Source organism: Paenibacillus campi, assembly GCF_034659835.1.
Classification (GTDB): Bacteria; Bacillota; Bacilli; order Paenibacillales; family Paenibacillaceae; genus Saccharibacillus; species Saccharibacillus campi.
Genome location: NZ_JAXSQZ010000001.1, coordinates 641,933 through 658,296, shown reverse-complemented (window position 1 = coordinate 658,296; position 16,364 = coordinate 641,933). Strand labels below are relative to the sequence as shown.

General features: G+C 44.2%; 15 protein-coding genes. 3 read left to right on the top strand and 12 right to left on the bottom strand.

What is annotated here, in order from left to right:
* Positions 1 to 101: 101 nt before the first annotated feature.
* Both U1I11_RS02550 and U1I11_RS02545 read right to left on the bottom strand, forming a co-directional pair.
* Positions 102 to 557, bottom strand: coding sequence for a YtxH domain-containing protein (locus U1I11_RS02550; protein ID WP_322903533.1), 456 nt, complete (start codon positions 555 to 557; stop codon positions 102 to 104).
* Positions 558 to 781: 224 nt separating this feature from the next.
* Positions 782 to 1,399, bottom strand: coding sequence for a helix-turn-helix transcriptional regulator (locus U1I11_RS02545; protein WP_322903531.1), 618 nt, complete (start codon positions 1,397 to 1,399; stop codon positions 782 to 784).
* Positions 1,400 to 1,663: 264 nt separating this feature from the next.
* Between U1I11_RS02545 and U1I11_RS02540 the strand changes: the two genes are divergently transcribed.
* A complete protein-coding gene (locus tag U1I11_RS02540) occupies positions 1,664 to 4,744 on the top strand; it encodes an OTU domain-containing protein (protein WP_322903529.1) in 3,081 nt (1,026 codons plus the stop codon).
* 475 nt (positions 4,745 to 5,219) lie between these two features.
* On the opposite strand, the gene U1I11_RS02535 is transcribed toward U1I11_RS02540, so the two are convergent.
* The 4 genes from U1I11_RS02535 to U1I11_RS02520 all read right to left on the bottom strand — a co-directional run bounded on the left by U1I11_RS02535 (position 5,220) and on the right by U1I11_RS02520 (position 7,679).
* The gene (locus U1I11_RS02535) at positions 5,220 to 5,642 is read right to left on the bottom strand and encodes a DUF86 domain-containing protein (RefSeq protein ID WP_322903527.1); all 423 of its coding nucleotides are present in this window, start codon (positions 5,640 to 5,642) and stop codon (positions 5,220 to 5,222) included.
* 77 nt (positions 5,643 to 5,719) lie between these two features.
* Entirely contained in the window at positions 5,720 to 6,196 is a 477-nt protein-coding gene (locus U1I11_RS02530) for a YfbM family protein (protein ID WP_322903525.1), read from the bottom strand.
* A 121-nt stretch (positions 6,197 to 6,317) separates the two neighbouring features.
* Complete coding sequence (locus tag U1I11_RS02525; protein ID WP_322903524.1) at positions 6,318 to 6,605, bottom strand: Dabb family protein; 288 nt, start codon at positions 6,603 to 6,605, stop codon at positions 6,318 to 6,320.
* Positions 6,606 to 7,040: 435 nt separating this feature from the next.
* Positions 7,041 to 7,679 carry a 50S ribosomal protein L25 gene (locus U1I11_RS02520; RefSeq protein WP_322903523.1) on the bottom strand — a complete coding sequence of 213 codons (639 nt, stop codon included), beginning with the start codon at positions 7,677 to 7,679 and terminating at the stop codon, positions 7,041 to 7,043.
* 756 nt (positions 7,680 to 8,435) lie between these two features.
* Here U1I11_RS02520 and U1I11_RS02515 point away from each other — a divergent pair.
* Positions 8,436 to 9,059, top strand: coding sequence for an XRE family transcriptional regulator (locus U1I11_RS02515; protein ID WP_322903521.1), 624 nt, complete (start codon positions 8,436 to 8,438; stop codon positions 9,057 to 9,059).
* A gap of 291 nt (positions 9,060 to 9,350) precedes the next feature.
* Entirely contained in the window at positions 9,351 to 9,554 is a 204-nt protein-coding gene (locus U1I11_RS02510) for a hypothetical protein (protein WP_322903519.1), read from the top strand.
* Positions 9,555 to 9,601: 47 nt separating this feature from the next.
* Here U1I11_RS02510 and U1I11_RS02505 read toward each other — a convergent pair whose 3' ends face one another.
* From U1I11_RS02505 to U1I11_RS02480, 6 genes are all read right to left on the bottom strand, one after another.
* Positions 9,602 to 10,699 (bottom strand): GntR family transcriptional regulator, encoded by a 1,098-nt coding sequence (locus U1I11_RS02505; RefSeq protein WP_322903517.1) that lies wholly within the window; start codon positions 10,697 to 10,699, stop codon positions 9,602 to 9,604.
* A 705-nt stretch (positions 10,700 to 11,404) separates the two neighbouring features.
* Positions 11,405 to 12,331: a prenyltransferase gene (locus tag U1I11_RS02500; RefSeq protein WP_322903515.1), complete on the bottom strand. Its 927-nt coding sequence runs from the start codon at positions 12,329 to 12,331 to the stop codon at positions 11,405 to 11,407.
* Positions 12,332 to 12,677: 346 nt separating this feature from the next.
* Positions 12,678 to 12,869 carry a type II toxin-antitoxin system HicB family antitoxin gene (locus U1I11_RS02495; RefSeq protein ID WP_322903513.1) on the bottom strand — a complete coding sequence of 64 codons (192 nt, stop codon included), beginning with the start codon at positions 12,867 to 12,869 and terminating at the stop codon, positions 12,678 to 12,680.
* Between the two features lie 369 nt (positions 12,870 to 13,238).
* Positions 13,239 to 13,697: a PTS sugar transporter subunit IIA gene (locus U1I11_RS02490; RefSeq protein ID WP_322903511.1), complete on the bottom strand. Its 459-nt coding sequence runs from the start codon at positions 13,695 to 13,697 to the stop codon at positions 13,239 to 13,241.
* A gap of 186 nt (positions 13,698 to 13,883) precedes the next feature.
* Positions 13,884 to 15,260, bottom strand: coding sequence for a PTS fructose transporter subunit IIC (locus U1I11_RS02485; RefSeq protein ID WP_322903510.1), 1,377 nt, complete (start codon positions 15,258 to 15,260; stop codon positions 13,884 to 13,886).
* A 136-nt stretch (positions 15,261 to 15,396) separates the two neighbouring features.
* Positions 15,397 to 16,161 (bottom strand): DeoR/GlpR family DNA-binding transcription regulator, encoded by a 765-nt coding sequence (locus U1I11_RS02480; protein ID WP_322903509.1) that lies wholly within the window; start codon positions 16,159 to 16,161, stop codon positions 15,397 to 15,399.
* Between the last annotated feature and the right edge of the window lie 203 nt (positions 16,162 to 16,364).

Here is a 16,364-nt window from a genome sequence, read left to right as displayed (position 1 = left end):
TGGATCACTGTCCATACGATTATGCTCCTTTTTGTATCATGTACTTTATAGACGGCATGTTATATAGCACATGCTGGATGAGATCGATGTCGTTTTATACGTTATACGCTGTAATTGCTTGTTTTATCTTTGCCCGCTGGCGGAGTCGTTGGTTTTTGATTAGAGCTTGCAGCAGCGGCTGACACGGACGTAGCGCCTGTTGGCGTATCGGTCTTGGACACTACTTTTACATCGTCCTGCTTTTCGGCATCCTGCTGTTCCTTAAATTCAGCCAACTCTTGTTTCACATCTTCGGCTGCTGCTTCTACTTGCTCTTTCCACTCACGCGCTACACCGATCGATTCTTTAACGACGGCAACGACCTCACGACCTTTTTCAGTAACTTCATGCCCTTTTTCATTCCATTCTGGTCCTTTTTCCTTAATCATCTCTGCGCCATACATTAGATCAGCACGCATATCGCGTCCACTTTTCGGGGTAAACAATGCTGCTGCTGCCGCGCCGATGAATGCGCCTGCGATCAGACCGTATACGAATTGTGACTGTTGTTGATCCATTATAATCTCTCCATTCTTTGATTGCTTGTATTTGTTTACTATTACCCACAATAACAGCTTTGCTATAAGTTTTCTGTATCTTTACAGCACAGTCATTATAAATTTACAGCACAGTCATTGTAAACGCGACAAAGGACTCGATCCATTCGCCCTCTCAGGCTGGATCGAGTCCCCTGTCGATTCGTAAAACGATAGTGATGTTACCACGCTAGCAGCACCATGATTTACCGCTTTTCAATCTGATAAATACAACATTGACCGCCTTTGGCAATACATTCGGTGCGCGTCACATTTGCCCCGAGCAATTGCTGAAACAGCTCCTGCTCACATTGACAAGCAATCGCGTGCTGATCCGCCACCCGATTGATCGGGCAGTTATATTCATACATCGTATAGACATCGTTCCCATTGCTTTCATAGGTTGCCATATAACCGCTATGATGCTGAATGTCTGTTAATGCTGCGACACGCTCGCCCAAACTTTGCTGCTCCATAAGCGGACGATAACGATCCAGCAGCTTTTGCTTGCGCCCTTCGAAAATGCGTGTGATCGACGCTTCATCCAGCTCATCTAACAAATCCAATGTTAATTGATGATAATTATGCGGAAAATGCTCTGCCGCCTGTTCGCTTAGTCGAAAACGCAAAAAAGGGCGTCCGGTAGGAATGCGTACCGTCTCCGCAAGCAGCAACCCTTCCTGCTCCAGCGACTGAATATGGCGCCGAACCGCCATTTCGGTAAGTTCCAATTTACGGGCCAGATCAGATACGCTTGCCGGGCCGCCTGTTTTGAGTAACATCATAATCGTTCGTCGTGTGGACGGTTGTAGGTTAGCCTTCATCCCTGAACCCCCTTTATAGTAAAAATAAAATGACCCTGTCCGCTATGAGTAGCGAAAAGGGTCACAACATCCCTTTAATAATACCGTTATTGTAGCTTATCCGACAAGGGATGTAAATTCAAAACGATCCGTGAGTTAACAAACTTCGTATAGATCGTATATATAAAGAAGTTGTAGCCATTTTCATTGTTCTTTTATTGCATCCAACATGATAACTTGTATATAAAAGTAAATTCAAAACGATCACTGAAGGAGGAAATAGTAATGAAAGATTATCCATCTCCAATCCCTGCATCTTCTCCGCCACCATTACATAAGCAACATAACGATCCGATCAATGAGCGTCCTTCCAAACTTGTTATCCCACTTCCAGCCTCCCTCGGCAAGGCACCGATCGGTATGCTTCAACGAAGTTTAGGGAACCGAAGTTTTGGGCAAATGATCCAACGGCAAATTGGTCCATCAAGTGGCGCCAATGAAACGTACGCTGCTGAAGAACGCTCCGTTTATGATCAACATGGTACACTGATTGGTACAATTACTGCTGTTAATAAAGAGGGGCATTACGAAGTTCAACGTGCTGACGGTCAAGGAACATTAACGATTACTCCGCATAATCCTCTGTATTTTCTTGAATCTTCTCCATCCATGTCCAGCACAATTGCCGAATCACGCCACACAACAGTAAGCGAAGTGTCTGCCCAAACCGTTGAAAGTCAACCAAGCAAACCGAAGAAAAAAGGAGCCGCCAAAAAGCCTGTTGCCGCTTTTACAAGTTTATTTGGTGATCTGGATGCTATAGAGCTAACACTTACCGCTATGAAGTCTCCCCCCTTCTCAGCAACTCATCGCGCAGACATTACACAAATGGACAGATTATTAACAACGTTAAAGACCAAAAAAGAGGCAACCGTAGACGAAACACTGAAACCTGAAGTTAACAAAGCTATTCTGCTCTGGCTTCATCTTAGTGAACAATATTCAACCTCTGTCAAACCTACAGAAACATCCGAATCCAGTTCAAAACCCGTTGGCATTGGAGATAAAATGAAAGAAATTACGAGTTATGGGCGCGAAGATTATCACGCACCATTCGCAACGCTTAGTTCTTCCCAAACTAAAGCTAAACCGAAAGCGGAAAAAGAGGCTGCTGTTTCAAGCAAATCAGCAGGAGACCACGTATTCAATGACCCATTCAGCATTATGGTAGATGCGTTAAAAGATGAACGCGATCCTATGGTCGTCAGCGCAAGAGAACGATTAAACCTCCTAGCTACGGAATGGAGCAACAACATTCGCGATCATTTGCGCGCTTTTTTTGTTGAACAACGAGAAGGGATTATCGATGCAAACTCGATCGCATTTGGTATGTTTGGAGAACAACTTCGACACCTGATTACACATGCTTACTCCAGAGAAGCATTTATCCAAGTGTATCAATTGATTGAGCGTATGTTCCGAAACGGAATGGTTGATCCGGATGCTTACGCAGAAGCTGAGAAAAACAACAATAAACTGCTGGTGAAAGCAACCCAATTTCTTCATACACACCTGGACGATATGCGGAGAGCTGTTGACGCTTTACGTGACGCAAGACGGATTGGGAGTAAACTTAGCAGTGACATTCGTTTAATGATTATTCAAAGTATCCGGCACATGCGTACTAACAAAGAACTGCCCATCCCACCGGTTTATATTGAAAATCTACTGCAATTAAGAGCGCAAGTAGGGGATAGAGTGTTTAACGAGCAATTCGATGAGTCTGTAGAAGATACGCTTGTGCCTGTGACTGAAGATGAACTAGGGCAGCTACGCCACACATTGGATCAACATACATCTTCACCAGATCGCGCCAGCAAAGTGGAACATCAAAAAGAAATTCCAGACTCCAAAGAGGAAAAGAGCGAGCATTCAGAAAAGCCTTCAACCCAATCTGCATCTGGTAGTCCAGCTCGCCCAAGTACAGCAGCATTGCGAACAGGGCACATTAATCTGCTGCACAATTTTAATCATTATCATTTATTGCTCGAAATGTCCGACAACCAAATCCTAAATTTGAATGTACCTGGTGATGGCAATTGTTTTGTACATGGTGTGGCATGGGGCGATCTTCTTTCGCCACGCTTGGCGGAATACTTAACTGAACCAAGAACCAATGAACAGATTGAGACATGGGTAACAGAGCAGATTCAAGCTTTGGAAAAAACAGAAGCAGACAGGACAGGAGATTTGCGCAAGCAAATTGCCGACCAATTACAATCATCACCTACAGCTCGCCCCGATATTATGTTCGAATTGGCACATTATATTAATACTGCACGTTTTGCAAAGTATAACTATCATAAGAAATCGGCGGACACATGGCATTTTGAAGGGGCTGGAACTTTATTAAATCATGCCTTACAGTTGTTTGTCAGCAGGCATTATGCAGAAGTATTAAATGATACTACCGATTTAATAGCGTTAATTATGAATGAAGATGCATTACTACAAATTTATATTCATAGCGTTCGTAATGATTCGGAGATGTGGCTTGGAAATGTGGAACAACGAGCATTGAATGCATTGAGAGCTACACAAGAAAATGCTGAGCCAATCCATATCATATTGCCTTCCCAGATGCCTAGAGCAACGATTAATATGGATGTAGACGACATATTGAATATTTCGGCAGACGCAGCAGAAGAAGATGCTTCCAGTGAATTTGTAGGAAAAAGCACCGAATTATTTCAAGTACCTAAATATGTGTATAAAAAAATGGCTAAATCTGCACAAGGATTTCAAGGAGACGCTATTATCGAATTTTTTGAAAGTCAAAATTGGCATCGCGGTCAAAGCGCTCATGTAGTGGATTGCCCAGGTGTACCGGAGCCGCTCGAACTTCATGCTTCTTTAACACAAAAACCGCCGGTAAAAAGCCCCCATGTAAACCAAATTGAATTTGTTATGCGAATGAAACCATCGAAAGGCGGCAAAGATCGGGCAAGCAGTGTGCGTTGGTGGTATTGGATTAAGGTAGATGAAAACAATACAGCAGTGCGGCTTGAATTTGATGGCAATGTAGGTGCTGGTTCATCCGGACTTACCGAATCACAAAAAGAAGACCAACGCAAACGGCAAACACAATCCAATCAGAATGAAACAGCTTACACTCGTTTTTTAAAAGATAGTTCTTTTGACGCTTCTACAACGATTAGCTCGATTATTCATGGACTGGAACAATATTTAGCCAGCCAGCTACCATCCGCTGCAAAGCCTGTTGCGCCCACAGCCAAAACCGTAACTAGCACTAGTAAATCAGAGCCAGCCAAAAAACCGACAAAGAAACCAGCCAAAAAGAAATAACCAACCCTGCTTCACCTAGGGCGTGTCTTCAAACGACTTTACAGATCGTTCGATCCGGGTAATTTGCGTCAGACTAAGCTGTACAGGGTCTTATTTCTACCCTTTGTGAACAATAAATGATACGTAGGACAGTTTGAAGACACCACCTAGTAGCTTGACCGCGTTAACTAAGCAGTTTGATCATGCAGAGCAGCGATGTTCTTCTGCTACGATTCGAGTATATGTTTCGTAAGATGTAAATTTAAGCTGGTGAGCCTACTATCATCTCATCAACACGCGAAAAAGTAGATCATACTAAATGATCTACTTTTTCGTATCCATGCAAATCAATAGAGCCGATGACGTGAACTGTACCAAGCTGCCATACTTGACGTTTGCTCGTCACCTCATCTGTCCGCTCCACTCATGTGTAGCCTGCTAATCATACTGTCTACCCAATCAAACGACCTATATGCTGTCGTTCATACATCTGCTACTACCCAAGCTCACGATCCAAATAATGACTCACCTGCTGCGCAAATCCGCGCAGTATATCCGGCATAACCGCCGTCAATGGATGCAACTCATGACGCGGCCAATCATAATAATCTTGCACAAGCGGACGACGCAGTTTCACCAGTTCCAACAAACGAACTGCTGTCTGTTCGTCCATCACCTGTTCACCGCGAATAATTTCGATAATATCGTCATAACTACTCGCATCACGCATAATAAAGCCATCGATCAAATAACTGCCAATATCGGTTACACATTCAATCGCCAGATGAAGCGCACGTTCCTGCACCATCCCACTTAACAGACTGCCATCCCATGCGGCTGTCACTTGTTCAAGCGCAGTATATACATCATCAAGCGCCGCAATACGGCGTTCAATTTGCTCACGATTTACATAATACACGGTTTGACACCGCCTTTGCGATCAAATTTATATCATTGTCCAAACATAAACGAACATCAAACGATCTGTTCGCTTGATTACGCAATATAAAAAATGATACCTTGTTGCTTAAGCACGGTTTCTGCGTAAAAGCTTTGGATTTGTTGCACATACTCCGCCACATATTCAAAAAATTCAGCGCCATTATCCCCTTCATAAATCGGATAAATTTGTGCTTCAGCAAGCACATCAAAATGGTACAGCTTGCTTAGCTCCGCTTCTGTCAGTGATTGCAAAAAAACAGACGCCTGTTGTACTTGTTCAGGCAGCAAATAGAACGCCCCATATTGTCCAAACTCCAAAAATTGCTCGCTGATCATCGGCACTACATACCCTTGCGGCGGCGTACCGTTATCCAGTCTATTGCAAAGCATAAAATGAATCGCCTGCCATGATTTATCAATATCCAAATCGGCGTATTGGTCGCAATCGATATGTTCCAGCTTTAATTTGCCCTCAGCCAATTGATCCAGTACGATACGGTCGACCGCCAGATAAGCTCCGATCATGCCCATTTGATCATTCCTCACTTATTTTTGTGAAAATATCGATGTTGCAATTCGGAATTCAGCCACATTTCCAGCGGACTACCCTATCCGTTGCCCGCAAGAACGCTTCCAAACAGGTAGCTACAACTCAATATTCGTAATCAACTGCAATCGTCGATTCCTTCACGGTTGCAATATATTCGGCAATTTGCACATGATCCGGATGCACTTGATACGCCTGTAAATCTTCGAGCGAGTCAAAGTCGCTTACTAGTGCCACATCATAAGAACGTTCACTGCGAATTACATCTACACCAACCTGAAGCGAACGTAGCGTTTCGACCTTGCCTTCCAATGCACGCAAACCTGTAATTACATTATTGATAATTTCCTGGGACGGATTTTTAAATTTGAACAGAACAATATGCTTAATCATCGTAATAACAGCTCCTTTTTGTATGTATTTCATGATAGATACCCGACTATTTCAAGTCACGCACTCACCCCTCTATCGTATCATATTCAGCATCATTTTGCGCCTGTCGATGATCGTCTGATTGCGTATCTGATTATGCTTGTTAATGATCATCTATTCCTTGCAATGTAGGTCAGAATGATCATGCTCGCGCTCGCCGAATAAGATAAGCTAAAACGTATATGTAACATCTACTATATGCTTAATAAAACCCAAATGAATCCAGCACAAAAACCGGAGCAGCGATTGCGCTCCGGTTCCATGCACACTGTATCACATTATTTGCGAAACCGTGAACTCTATTTATGGTCAAGATTCATAACCGCTTTATACATAGCGTACGTTATACATAGAGCATTTTATACATAAATCGCTTTATACGTAACCACTTGCCGCTTATTCTTCAGACTTTTCTTCATCCGAAGCTTCATCAGTAGTTTCTCCAGCGGCTTCGTCAGCTGCAACAGGTGTTTCCAAATCTTCATCAGCTACACGAGGTACAATGACGGAAGCGAGAATTTCTTCTTCATGTGAAATGAGTTCTACGCCGTCAGGCAATGTAACATCTGCGGCTGTGATCGTATCGCCAATTTCCAACTTGGACACATCCACCGCGAGTGTGGACGGCAAATCTTTGGCAAGACCAGATACAGACAGCTCAGTTGCCTGTGTTTGCAAAATACCGCCAACTTTCGTTCCTGGCGCTTCGCCTTGGAAATCAAGCGGTACGCTAACTGTAATTGGTTTTTTGGACGATACTTGCAAAAAGTCGACATGCAAAATGCGTCCTTCAAGACGCTGAATATCTTTCAGCAGTACTTGTACGTCTTTGCCATCGTCTAGCGTCAGTGAGAAGATATCCGCACCGCCACGGCGTGCTTGTACTTGCAACTGCTTACTGTCCACATGTACAGGAATACTGCCAAGATCAGGTCCATATACAACGCCCGGTGTACGGCCGCTGTTGCGCAGCTCGCGGACGGCAGAATATTTAGTAGCTTCACGTTTTTCGGCTTTCATTTTCATAGTAGTCATACGAATTGACCTCCCTAGAATGATGAGCGATTTTGCTACATGCAGAGTGCATAGTATGCAATTAAGTCAGCAATAATTGTGCGCTGACCGTTGTTCTTATATACCCGGTCAAACCGCAAATGTATCAGCAATACGGAATTTTCTTCAAGTTTACGATGATATTTTCCATTATAAATTATCTATAAAGCATCATTTTTCGCCTTGATTGCAAACGCGAAAAGGATAAAAAAACAGTTCTAGCGCTATTGGCTTTCGATGCTGCAAACCGCCCTGTTTGTTCCGAATCGGTTTGTTTGTCGTTCATATGTATGATCGTAAGCGATTGCACCCATATGGATATGTCTATTTGTATTTAGTGTGAAATTATTATGCTGCAACTGCTTATTATTTGCTGAATGTAATAAATAAACGAGTGATTTGCTAAAAAAAATAAGACTGCACACAAATAACTATATTTCGTTTCTTTTGACATCGACTTGCTGACTGCCTTAATCATTTTTAACAATTAAATGGCTCCACATATAACATTACAACATTTTCATATTTTGGTAACCAAGCAATGGCGGCATACATTTTCACTTATGTTTTTGTCATTTTGTCGTGTGGATTTGAATTTTTTAAAAATTACCGTATTATCATGTGTTATTTTGGCAAAAGTTCGCTTGAAACGAGCGAATTTGTGTTGTAGGATGTTGAAAGGGTCGTTAAATCGACTGCTATACTAATGAATAATTAATTACTTTTATCGGAGGAATTATGCCTAATCAACCAGAACGACATTTTATAGAGGCGTGGTCTCTGATTAACCGTAAATACCTAGGTAAAGGTGTCCGCGTTAAGCGCTTCCGCAGACCAACACGCTGCCAAATTCGCAATCGCGTTTTGCTAGCTGTACTGATGGTCAAGGATATTAAGCTTTCGGAGCTGGCGGAACGGTTATCAGTTTCTTCACGCAGTGTAAGTGCCTGGGTATATGAAGGAAGATTGCCAGGCAAAGCAAACCTGGAAAAAGTATGCCGGGAGCTTGGCTATCCGCATCATATCCTATTCAACCCACAGGTGATCAACAATAGTCCTGTCATCTGTCAACAAGCCCCATCTCGTTTTATGAAGCGTACTATTACACGTTCGCCGGTACGCAACCACATTTTGACCGGTCTATGTATGGTTCATGATCTGTCGGTAACCGATGTGAGTCATTGGATCGGTGTGCATCCAGGTACTTTCCGCAAATGGCTTCATCAAGCAACACTGCCTTCACCTGCTTTTCAGGAAAAAACAGAACAATTTTTCCGTATTCCTAAATCGGTTCTTTTTGCCGATTGTGTACTTGGGGAAGAACAAACAGAGCTGGAACAGTATGCAGCGATGAAGAAATAAGCAGTTGCAATTTTTATTACGTTATAAACTGTGATATATTAATCACAGTTAAATGAGTCAGACATTAAGCTTTGAAGCTGACCCCATCATGATATACAAACATGTATAGCTCCGCTGTTTCCGAATTCCGGTACGTAGCGGAGCTATTACTTGTCTGGACATATAATAGGTAAGTTAACAATTTACTGACTTTTGTTAACTGTTACACATAAAGCTACTAATAATGAGTGCTTATGACTCATTATTAGCGGTTGTTAGTGTACCAATAAACCGAGTCATATTAGTCTATCGATGATTACACAAGCAAACTTCGTACAGAACAACTGCTTTTGCGGTCTGCGGTCTGCGGTCTGCGGTCTGCGGTCTGCGGTCTGCGGTCTGCGGTCTGCGGTCTGCGGTCTGCGGTCTGCGGTCTGCGGTCTGCGGTCTGCGGTCTGCGGTCTGCGGTCTGCCAAATGTTATGCTACAACTGCAAATCAGGCAATTTACGAATGATCAGTAGACAACAAAACATAATACAGCACCGCTTTATCTACCCTACATTATATCGTTTCACCAATGACCAATGGCGGTGCAGTTGAATCGCGGCGGATTAGTTCAGGCGCATGAATCCGCTCCTCCACCCCACCTCGTCCATCTAACATTTGCAAAATGAGCTCGGCGGCAGCCGTTCCAAGCGCATGTTTGGGATGACTTAAAGTCGTTAACTTTACTTCGGTCGCCGTTGCCAAAAATGAATCGTCAAAACCGACCATCGACAATTGTTCTGGCACACGCCACCCCGCTTCACGCACTGCCTGCAACAATGTTACAGCAAGTTCATCATTATACAGCACCCAACCGGTCGCACGCTCGGAATGTGTGGCTGCAATCAGTCGACGCGCTTGCTGTAATGGTGCGGTCTGCTTGTCTTCTGTCGTATACGTAAAAATTAATGATGGTTGCAACGGAATGCTATATTTGCGATGAGCGGCAACAAACCCTCTCATTCGCCGTACACCTTGCATATCATCAGTTTTGAAAAATCCGGCAATCCGACGATGTCCCAGTTCGATCAGATGCTCGGTAGCGAGAAAACCACCTCGCTCATCATCCATTCGTAAACACGGCGAATCCATCTCCTCATAACTCGCATTAATCATTAAATACGGAATTTGGCGATTTTCAATCGTCAAAAAGTAATTCAAATTACGGCTACGCTCTCCGCTGCGTGTCGGTTCGACGATCAATGCGGATGGGGATTGGCTAAGCATCATTTCCAAACATTCACGTTCTTTGCCTGGATCATTGTCTGTACTCGCTAGCAGCAACCGGTACCCTGCCTCTCGCAAACGCGCTTCAATCCCCTGTACAATTTGCGGGAAAATATAATCGGAAATGTACGTCGTAATGACGCCTACCGTTTTGTTATGACCGGTTGGTTGCACAGCCGGCTCGGTTACAAATGTGCCTTTGCCTTGAATGCGATTGAGCCAACCGTCACGCATTAACTCGCCCAATGCTTGCCGTACTGTCTGACGGCTCACTTCAAATTGCTCGGCAATCTCATGCTCAGACGGCAACCGACTACCTGGATGTAAACGGGAGGAATGAATCCAGGAAAGAATTTCGTCCCGTACTTGTCTGTATTTAGCGCTCATGGTTCCTCCTGGCTTGTCGGATGACAGCAACAATCCTATGTTCGATCTTTAATTTAAACATACGCTCCATTGTAACATATGGCATGATCGACACACAGTTTGCTACAGTGATCGTTTCATGTGTTGTACATACATTTTAATAAACCGCTTACATATTGTCCATACCATTCATAATTGTTATGTACTCGGATAAGGTGCAATTCGCGATTAGACATAGAGCAATTATACTGCTTCGCTTCTATCCGGATAACAAAAAGCCGCAGACACTATATCTGCGACTTACCAAGCGACAAAAAACATGTCATTGCTGTATGGCAATTAGCCAACATCGTACACGCACCGTACCAATCACATCTTCCATCAACGGTTGGCAGACCAACTCTACTTTGTACTGTACTCTACTAGCTTGTCGCGTATACATTCAGGGTATGTCTTTGTTATCATCGCTTGATCATGAACGTGTTGAGGTAAGTTCGAACCTAATTTTCACTTAAGACAAGCTACTACTAGACTGTCTCAAATACATGTACGGTTTGTCGATCTAACCATTGCTTGATGATGAATCGGTTAAGGTACGTTCAAACACAATTTCCATTCGAGACAAACTACTACTGACTTGTCTCAAGCAGATATAAGGTTACGTCTATCTGAACCCTGTGCAGCATTCAGACGAACGCAATCCCTGAATAAAGTTAAGACAAGCTACTACGTACCGATCCAATGACTAATCAGCTGAGCGGCGATAATTAATATGCCGAATTGCAACGATGTGCGCAGTGATAGCCATAACAGTTGCTGGTGGGTTTGTAAATTGCGGCGCGGTTGTTTCATGTAGCTGTACATCCGGCATAACGGCCAAGCGGCGAACAGCACAATTACCGCATACATTGGAATGACACCAGCCAATGCACAGAGCGCTACACTAAGCAATGCTAGCACAAGCAGCAGCACCGAAAAACGAAACGATTTGCGTTCTCCCCACATTACGACCAATGTGCGCTTGCCGACCTGACGATCGGTTTTCCAATGCAAAAAGTGATGGTTAAAAAATGTTAACGTTGTGAGCAGTCCCATCGACAACGACAATAGCAACAGTCTGCCATCAAAATGCCCGGTCTGCACATAATAAGAACCCATCACTGGAAACACGCCAAATGATAGCACATGTGCAAGCTCACTCATCCCTTTGCCAGTATAACCATACCGAATCGGCGGTACGACATAAAAGAGCGCCAGAAAACAGCCTAATCCGCCAAGCAGCAATACCCCCCAGCCACTCACAACATACAAAATGGCGGCACAAACGAGCGCTACACCGAGCATCGACCAAGTAACTAGCTCAAATGTGCGTTCATCCCATTTGCCTGACGTTAAATAGCCCGAATCGGTAGAAATCGCTTCATCTGATGCATGCGCCGCTTTGTCTGCTCCACTGCGATAATCCCATAGATCGTTAATCATCATCGAGAAAATATGTGCAGCACAGGAGCCGAGCATCGTTACTAATGCAATCCAGAGGCTAAACTGTTCATTCCATATCCAGGCTGCCAATGTACCCTGTACAACACAGATCGCCATTAACGGTACAAAATGCATCCGCGAAGCTTGGCGAAACTGTTGCCATTTGTTCATCGTATCCCTACTTTCTGTGCAGCATATTCATCCTTGTTCAATGGATGGTCGTATCCCCCTTCATTAAACATTGTGCATACACAGGAAACGCAAGCGCATGAATCCCACTGGAATCGCCTGCATAATGATGTACGCAACCGATCCATTTTTAACTTTTGTTGCTTCTTAATCGCCAGACTGCGCTTAATACATTCTTGTTAAATATGCGAAAAATGAAGATGCTGACTTTTCCCCGCACCGTTTAACCATTTGGGAATGGTCAATGTTTTTTTACAGCTTTATTGGCTGCTGCTCGGACTACAGTCATATAAACTTGTATATCTGCCATTGCTTCACCAGTGATCACCTAAGTCAGAATAACATCGAGTGAAGACGGTTCTGGAATATCGTCTCCATCCTGTTCAAGCTCATACATAAAACATTCTAATGCTTCACGCGCACTGGTATGAGCGGCTGCCGCTGTATCCCCAAATGTCTCACAGCCAGGCAAGTGAGGGAAGCGAACGGTCACGCTATTTCCATTTGAATAATCCAACAACGCCTAATACCGGTATACATCTTTTTTACTCAATTTATATAAACTTCCTTCGAGCAAAAAAGGCTTGTCAGCCGTTCAAGCCCGCTTGTTTTCATATACTTAGCAGTGTTTTGGGTGGGTAGTTTTTAGTAAGGGTGCTTGACCGTCATTTTACCTAATACAAAAAAAGCACTTTGCCTGAATTGCTGACAAAGTGCTTCTTTGTATACGTTCCAATCGATAGTATGCTTAAAGTGACAACGTATTGCCTAACATAGAAGTTTTAATGCGATGTAACCGATGTAACATTAACTGCATTTTAATTAGGCTATTTTAATTATGCTCCATCGCAGTATACATAAATTTCATACACGCTGTGTACGCTTTGCTTTACCCGATATTACGGCTCAAAATTTCCAATATTTCTTCTTTACTGCCCGCTTGCAGCAGTTCGTCGCGGAATTCGTCATGGATAAGTTTGCGGGACAAAGCGACCAGAATTTGCAAATGTTCGTTGCCTGCATTCGCTTCCGGTACACCGATCATAAATGCCATCCGTGCAGGTTCGCCATCCAGTGAATCCCAATCGATCGGCTGGTCAAAACGGGCAAAACCGAGCACTGCACGCGTTACGCCAGCTGCTTTGCCGTGTGGAATCGCTACGCCAAAGCCGATACCGGTCGAGCTTTGCTGTTCACGCGCCATCACAGCACGCACATAATCGTCGGTATCGGTTACCGCACCGTTCGCAGCCATACCTGCGGCAAGTTGCTTGATCGCTTCTTCACGAGTCGAGGCGGTCGATGGCAGGAAAATACTTTCGGGTTGCAACAATTCACGAATATTCATAGGGCAGACTCCTTTATGTTCGATAGTGGGTATAGCTTGTAGTCATGAAACAACGTATATAGATCATTATCATTCAGTAATATCATAACGCATTCTAGCCTTGTTATGCATCCTTGGCAAACGGCAGCGACCGGATTGGGAGTCCGGTCGCTGCATAGGGTATAGCTTAAAGTTTTGGGATTGCGATTAAGCTACGGTTTTGTTGCGTTTCAGCAGCAATACCATCAATGCGGTTACAACGGTACCGATAGCGATCGATAGTACATAGTAGCCGAGGTGATCGATTGCATTTGGAATAAACAGTACGAATACACCGCCGTGTGGCGCATGCAGTCCACAACCGAACATCATCGACAATGCACCAGCAACCGCAGAACCTACCATAAAGGAAGGAATCATCCGAATCGGATCGGCTGCACCAAACGGAATGGCACCTTCGGTAATAAAGGACAGACCGAGGATCGATGCCACTTTACCAGCTTCGCGTTCTTCTTTTGTAAAGCGGTTTTTGGCGATCATTGTAGCCAGCCAGATGCCAAGTGGAGGTGTCATACCTGCTGCCATAACCGCTGCCATCGGTGTAAAGATCGATGCGCCGAGCAGACCGACTGCGAATGTATAAGCGGTTTTGTTAAACGGACCACCCATATCGAATGCCATCATCGCGCCCAGAATGGCACCGAGCAAAATCGCATTGCCTGTACCCATATTCGTCAACCATGCTGTCAATTGAGCAAGCAGCCATTGAACCGGTTCACCGATGACATATACCATGAGCAACCCGATAATAAGGACGGACAACACAGGGACAATCAAAATTGGTTTCAGACCTTCAAAGTTACGTGGCAGTTTAATATGCTTGATCAGCCAGTGAGCAACATAACCTGCGATAAAGCCGGCGATAATACCACCGATAAAACCAGCGCCCATATCTTTGGCAAGTACACCACCGACCAGACCTGGAGCAAGACCCGGTTTACCTGCGATTGAGAAGGAGATAAAACCGGACAAAATGATAACCATCAAGCCCATCGAAGCGCCGCCAATTGTAGCTAATGCAGCGCCAAATGAACCTTCCGCCTGACTTACTCCACCTTTTGTAAAAGCAAACAGGAATGAAAAGGCGATAATCAGACCACCAGCAATAACGAGTGGCAACATATGGGATACACCGTTCATCAGGTGTTTATAAATCATGTTTTGTTGTTTGATGCCGCTATCAGCTGGTGTTGCTGCTGCCGCTGCGGTCGAGCTGGACGGTTCCATATTCAGTGCACGTGTGATCAGTTCACCCGGTACTTTGATACCTTGTGCGACCGGCACGCGTACGACCGGTTTGCCAGCAAAACGAGCTTCATCTACATCGGTGTCAGCGGCGATAATGATCGCATGTGCTTCCGCGATTTCTTGCGGTGTCAGTCCATTTTCGACGCCAACAGCGCCACGGGTTTCCACTTTGATCTCAACATTTTTTTCTTTGGCAGCTTTGGCAAGTGATTCTGCCGCCATGTACGTGTGTGCAATACCAGTAGGACAAGCGGTAACAGCCAATAATTTTTTCATTGTAATTTCCCCTTCACCATTCATCTATCAAATCGGTCATTTATGAATATGCCCTGTACGACTGCGCCCGCTTCGGTATAATCCGAAATATGGTAAAACGCTTACAAACTTGTAAAAAGGTTGTTTGTCGAATCGTTCAAGCGATAATCATGTCAAGCCCCTGCTTACGGAACTGTTGAATCATCGATACCGATGCTCCCCCATCGGTAATGCAGTAATCAATATCGGTCAGATCGGCAAATTTAGCATACGCGATACCGCCAATTTTGCTATGATCTGCCAGCAAAATGACCTGCTTGGAAATATCGATCATTTTACGTTTAATCGCGGCTTCGATCAGATTAGGCGTTGTGATGCCTTCTTTGATGTCGAGACCGTTTGTTGCTATAAATGCTTTGTCCACTCGGATCATATCGAGTGTGCGTTCTGCCATCGGTCCGACAAATGCTTGTGTATCCGGCCTGAGCAGTCCACCGATGATCGACAGCTCGATGTTGCGGCAATCTTTCAATTCCCCCAAGACGATGACCGAATTGGTAATCACCCGGATGCCGGATCGACTGCGAAGCGCTCTTGCTAGTGGAAGTGTCGTTGTTCCTGAATCCAGTAAAATCGTATCGCCTTGAATGACTAGCTCTGCTGCCCGGCGCGCGATGTTTTCCTTTTCCTCGCGATAAGAGTCTTCCTTCTCCACCATATTCGGTTCAAAGTCAACACTCTGTAACGAAATCGCTCCGCCATGCGTTCTTTTTAGCAATCTGCCATCTTCAAGTTCCTTCAGATCGCGTCTGACTGTTGATTCTGAAACGTGAAACACTTCACCCAGTTCCTGAACCGATGCCCGGTGGTTTTGCTGCAAATACTCAACCATCTTATGCTTTCGTTCTTGCTCGAAAAGCATCGGGACATCACCACCTGTCTGTCAATTTGCTATATTATTATCCAACCTGTGATCGAGGCTGATCATGTATTATCGCTTCATGATTATTTGTGATCGTTTATGATCATCCTTGATTGATTATGATTATAATAACGCTTTCATGACTTGTCAATAACTTTATTTTTGACGTTAAAATCGGTGGGTAATTTAGTGGCTTATGTTTA

What these genes read in the sequence shown, in the direction of transcription:
- U1I11_RS02505 (WP_322903517.1), bottom strand. Translation starts at nt 10,699, where the DNA reads ATGAGCGCTAAATACAGACAAGTACGGGACGAAATTCTTTCCTGGATT.
- U1I11_RS02515 (WP_322903521.1), top strand. Translation starts at nt 8,436, where the DNA reads ATGCCTAATCAACCAGAACGACATTTTATAGAGGCGTGGTCTCTGATT.
- U1I11_RS02530 (WP_322903525.1), bottom strand. Translation starts at nt 6,196, where the DNA reads ATGGGCATGATCGGAGCTTATCTGGCGGTCGACCGTATCGTACTGGAT.
- U1I11_RS02490 (WP_322903511.1), bottom strand. Translation starts at nt 13,697, where the DNA reads ATGAATATTCGTGAATTGTTGCAACCCGAAAGTATTTTCCTGCCATCG.
- U1I11_RS02550 (WP_322903533.1), bottom strand. Translation starts at nt 557, where the DNA reads ATGGATCAACAACAGTCACAATTCGTATACGGTCTGATCGCAGGCGCA.
- U1I11_RS02510 (WP_322903519.1), top strand. Translation starts at nt 9,351, where the DNA reads ATGATTACACAAGCAAACTTCGTACAGAACAACTGCTTTTGCGGTCTG.
- U1I11_RS02540 (WP_322903529.1), top strand. Translation starts at nt 1,664, where the DNA reads ATGAAAGATTATCCATCTCCAATCCCTGCATCTTCTCCGCCACCATTA.
- U1I11_RS02480 (WP_322903509.1), bottom strand. Translation starts at nt 16,161, where the DNA reads ATGCTTTTCGAGCAAGAACGAAAGCATAAGATGGTTGAGTATTTGCAG.
- U1I11_RS02500 (WP_322903515.1), bottom strand. Translation starts at nt 12,331, where the DNA reads ATGAACAAATGGCAACAGTTTCGCCAAGCTTCGCGGATGCATTTTGTA.
- U1I11_RS02485 (WP_322903510.1), bottom strand. Translation starts at nt 15,260, where the DNA reads ATGAAAAAATTATTGGCTGTTACCGCTTGTCCTACTGGTATTGCACAC.
- U1I11_RS02525 (WP_322903524.1), bottom strand. Translation starts at nt 6,605, where the DNA reads ATGATTAAGCATATTGTTCTGTTCAAATTTAAAAATCCGTCCCAGGAA.
- U1I11_RS02520 (WP_322903523.1), bottom strand. Translation starts at nt 7,679, where the DNA reads ATGACTACTATGAAAATGAAAGCCGAAAAACGTGAAGCTACTAAATAT.
- U1I11_RS02545 (WP_322903531.1), bottom strand. Translation starts at nt 1,399, where the DNA reads ATGAAGGCTAACCTACAACCGTCCACACGACGAACGATTATGATGTTA.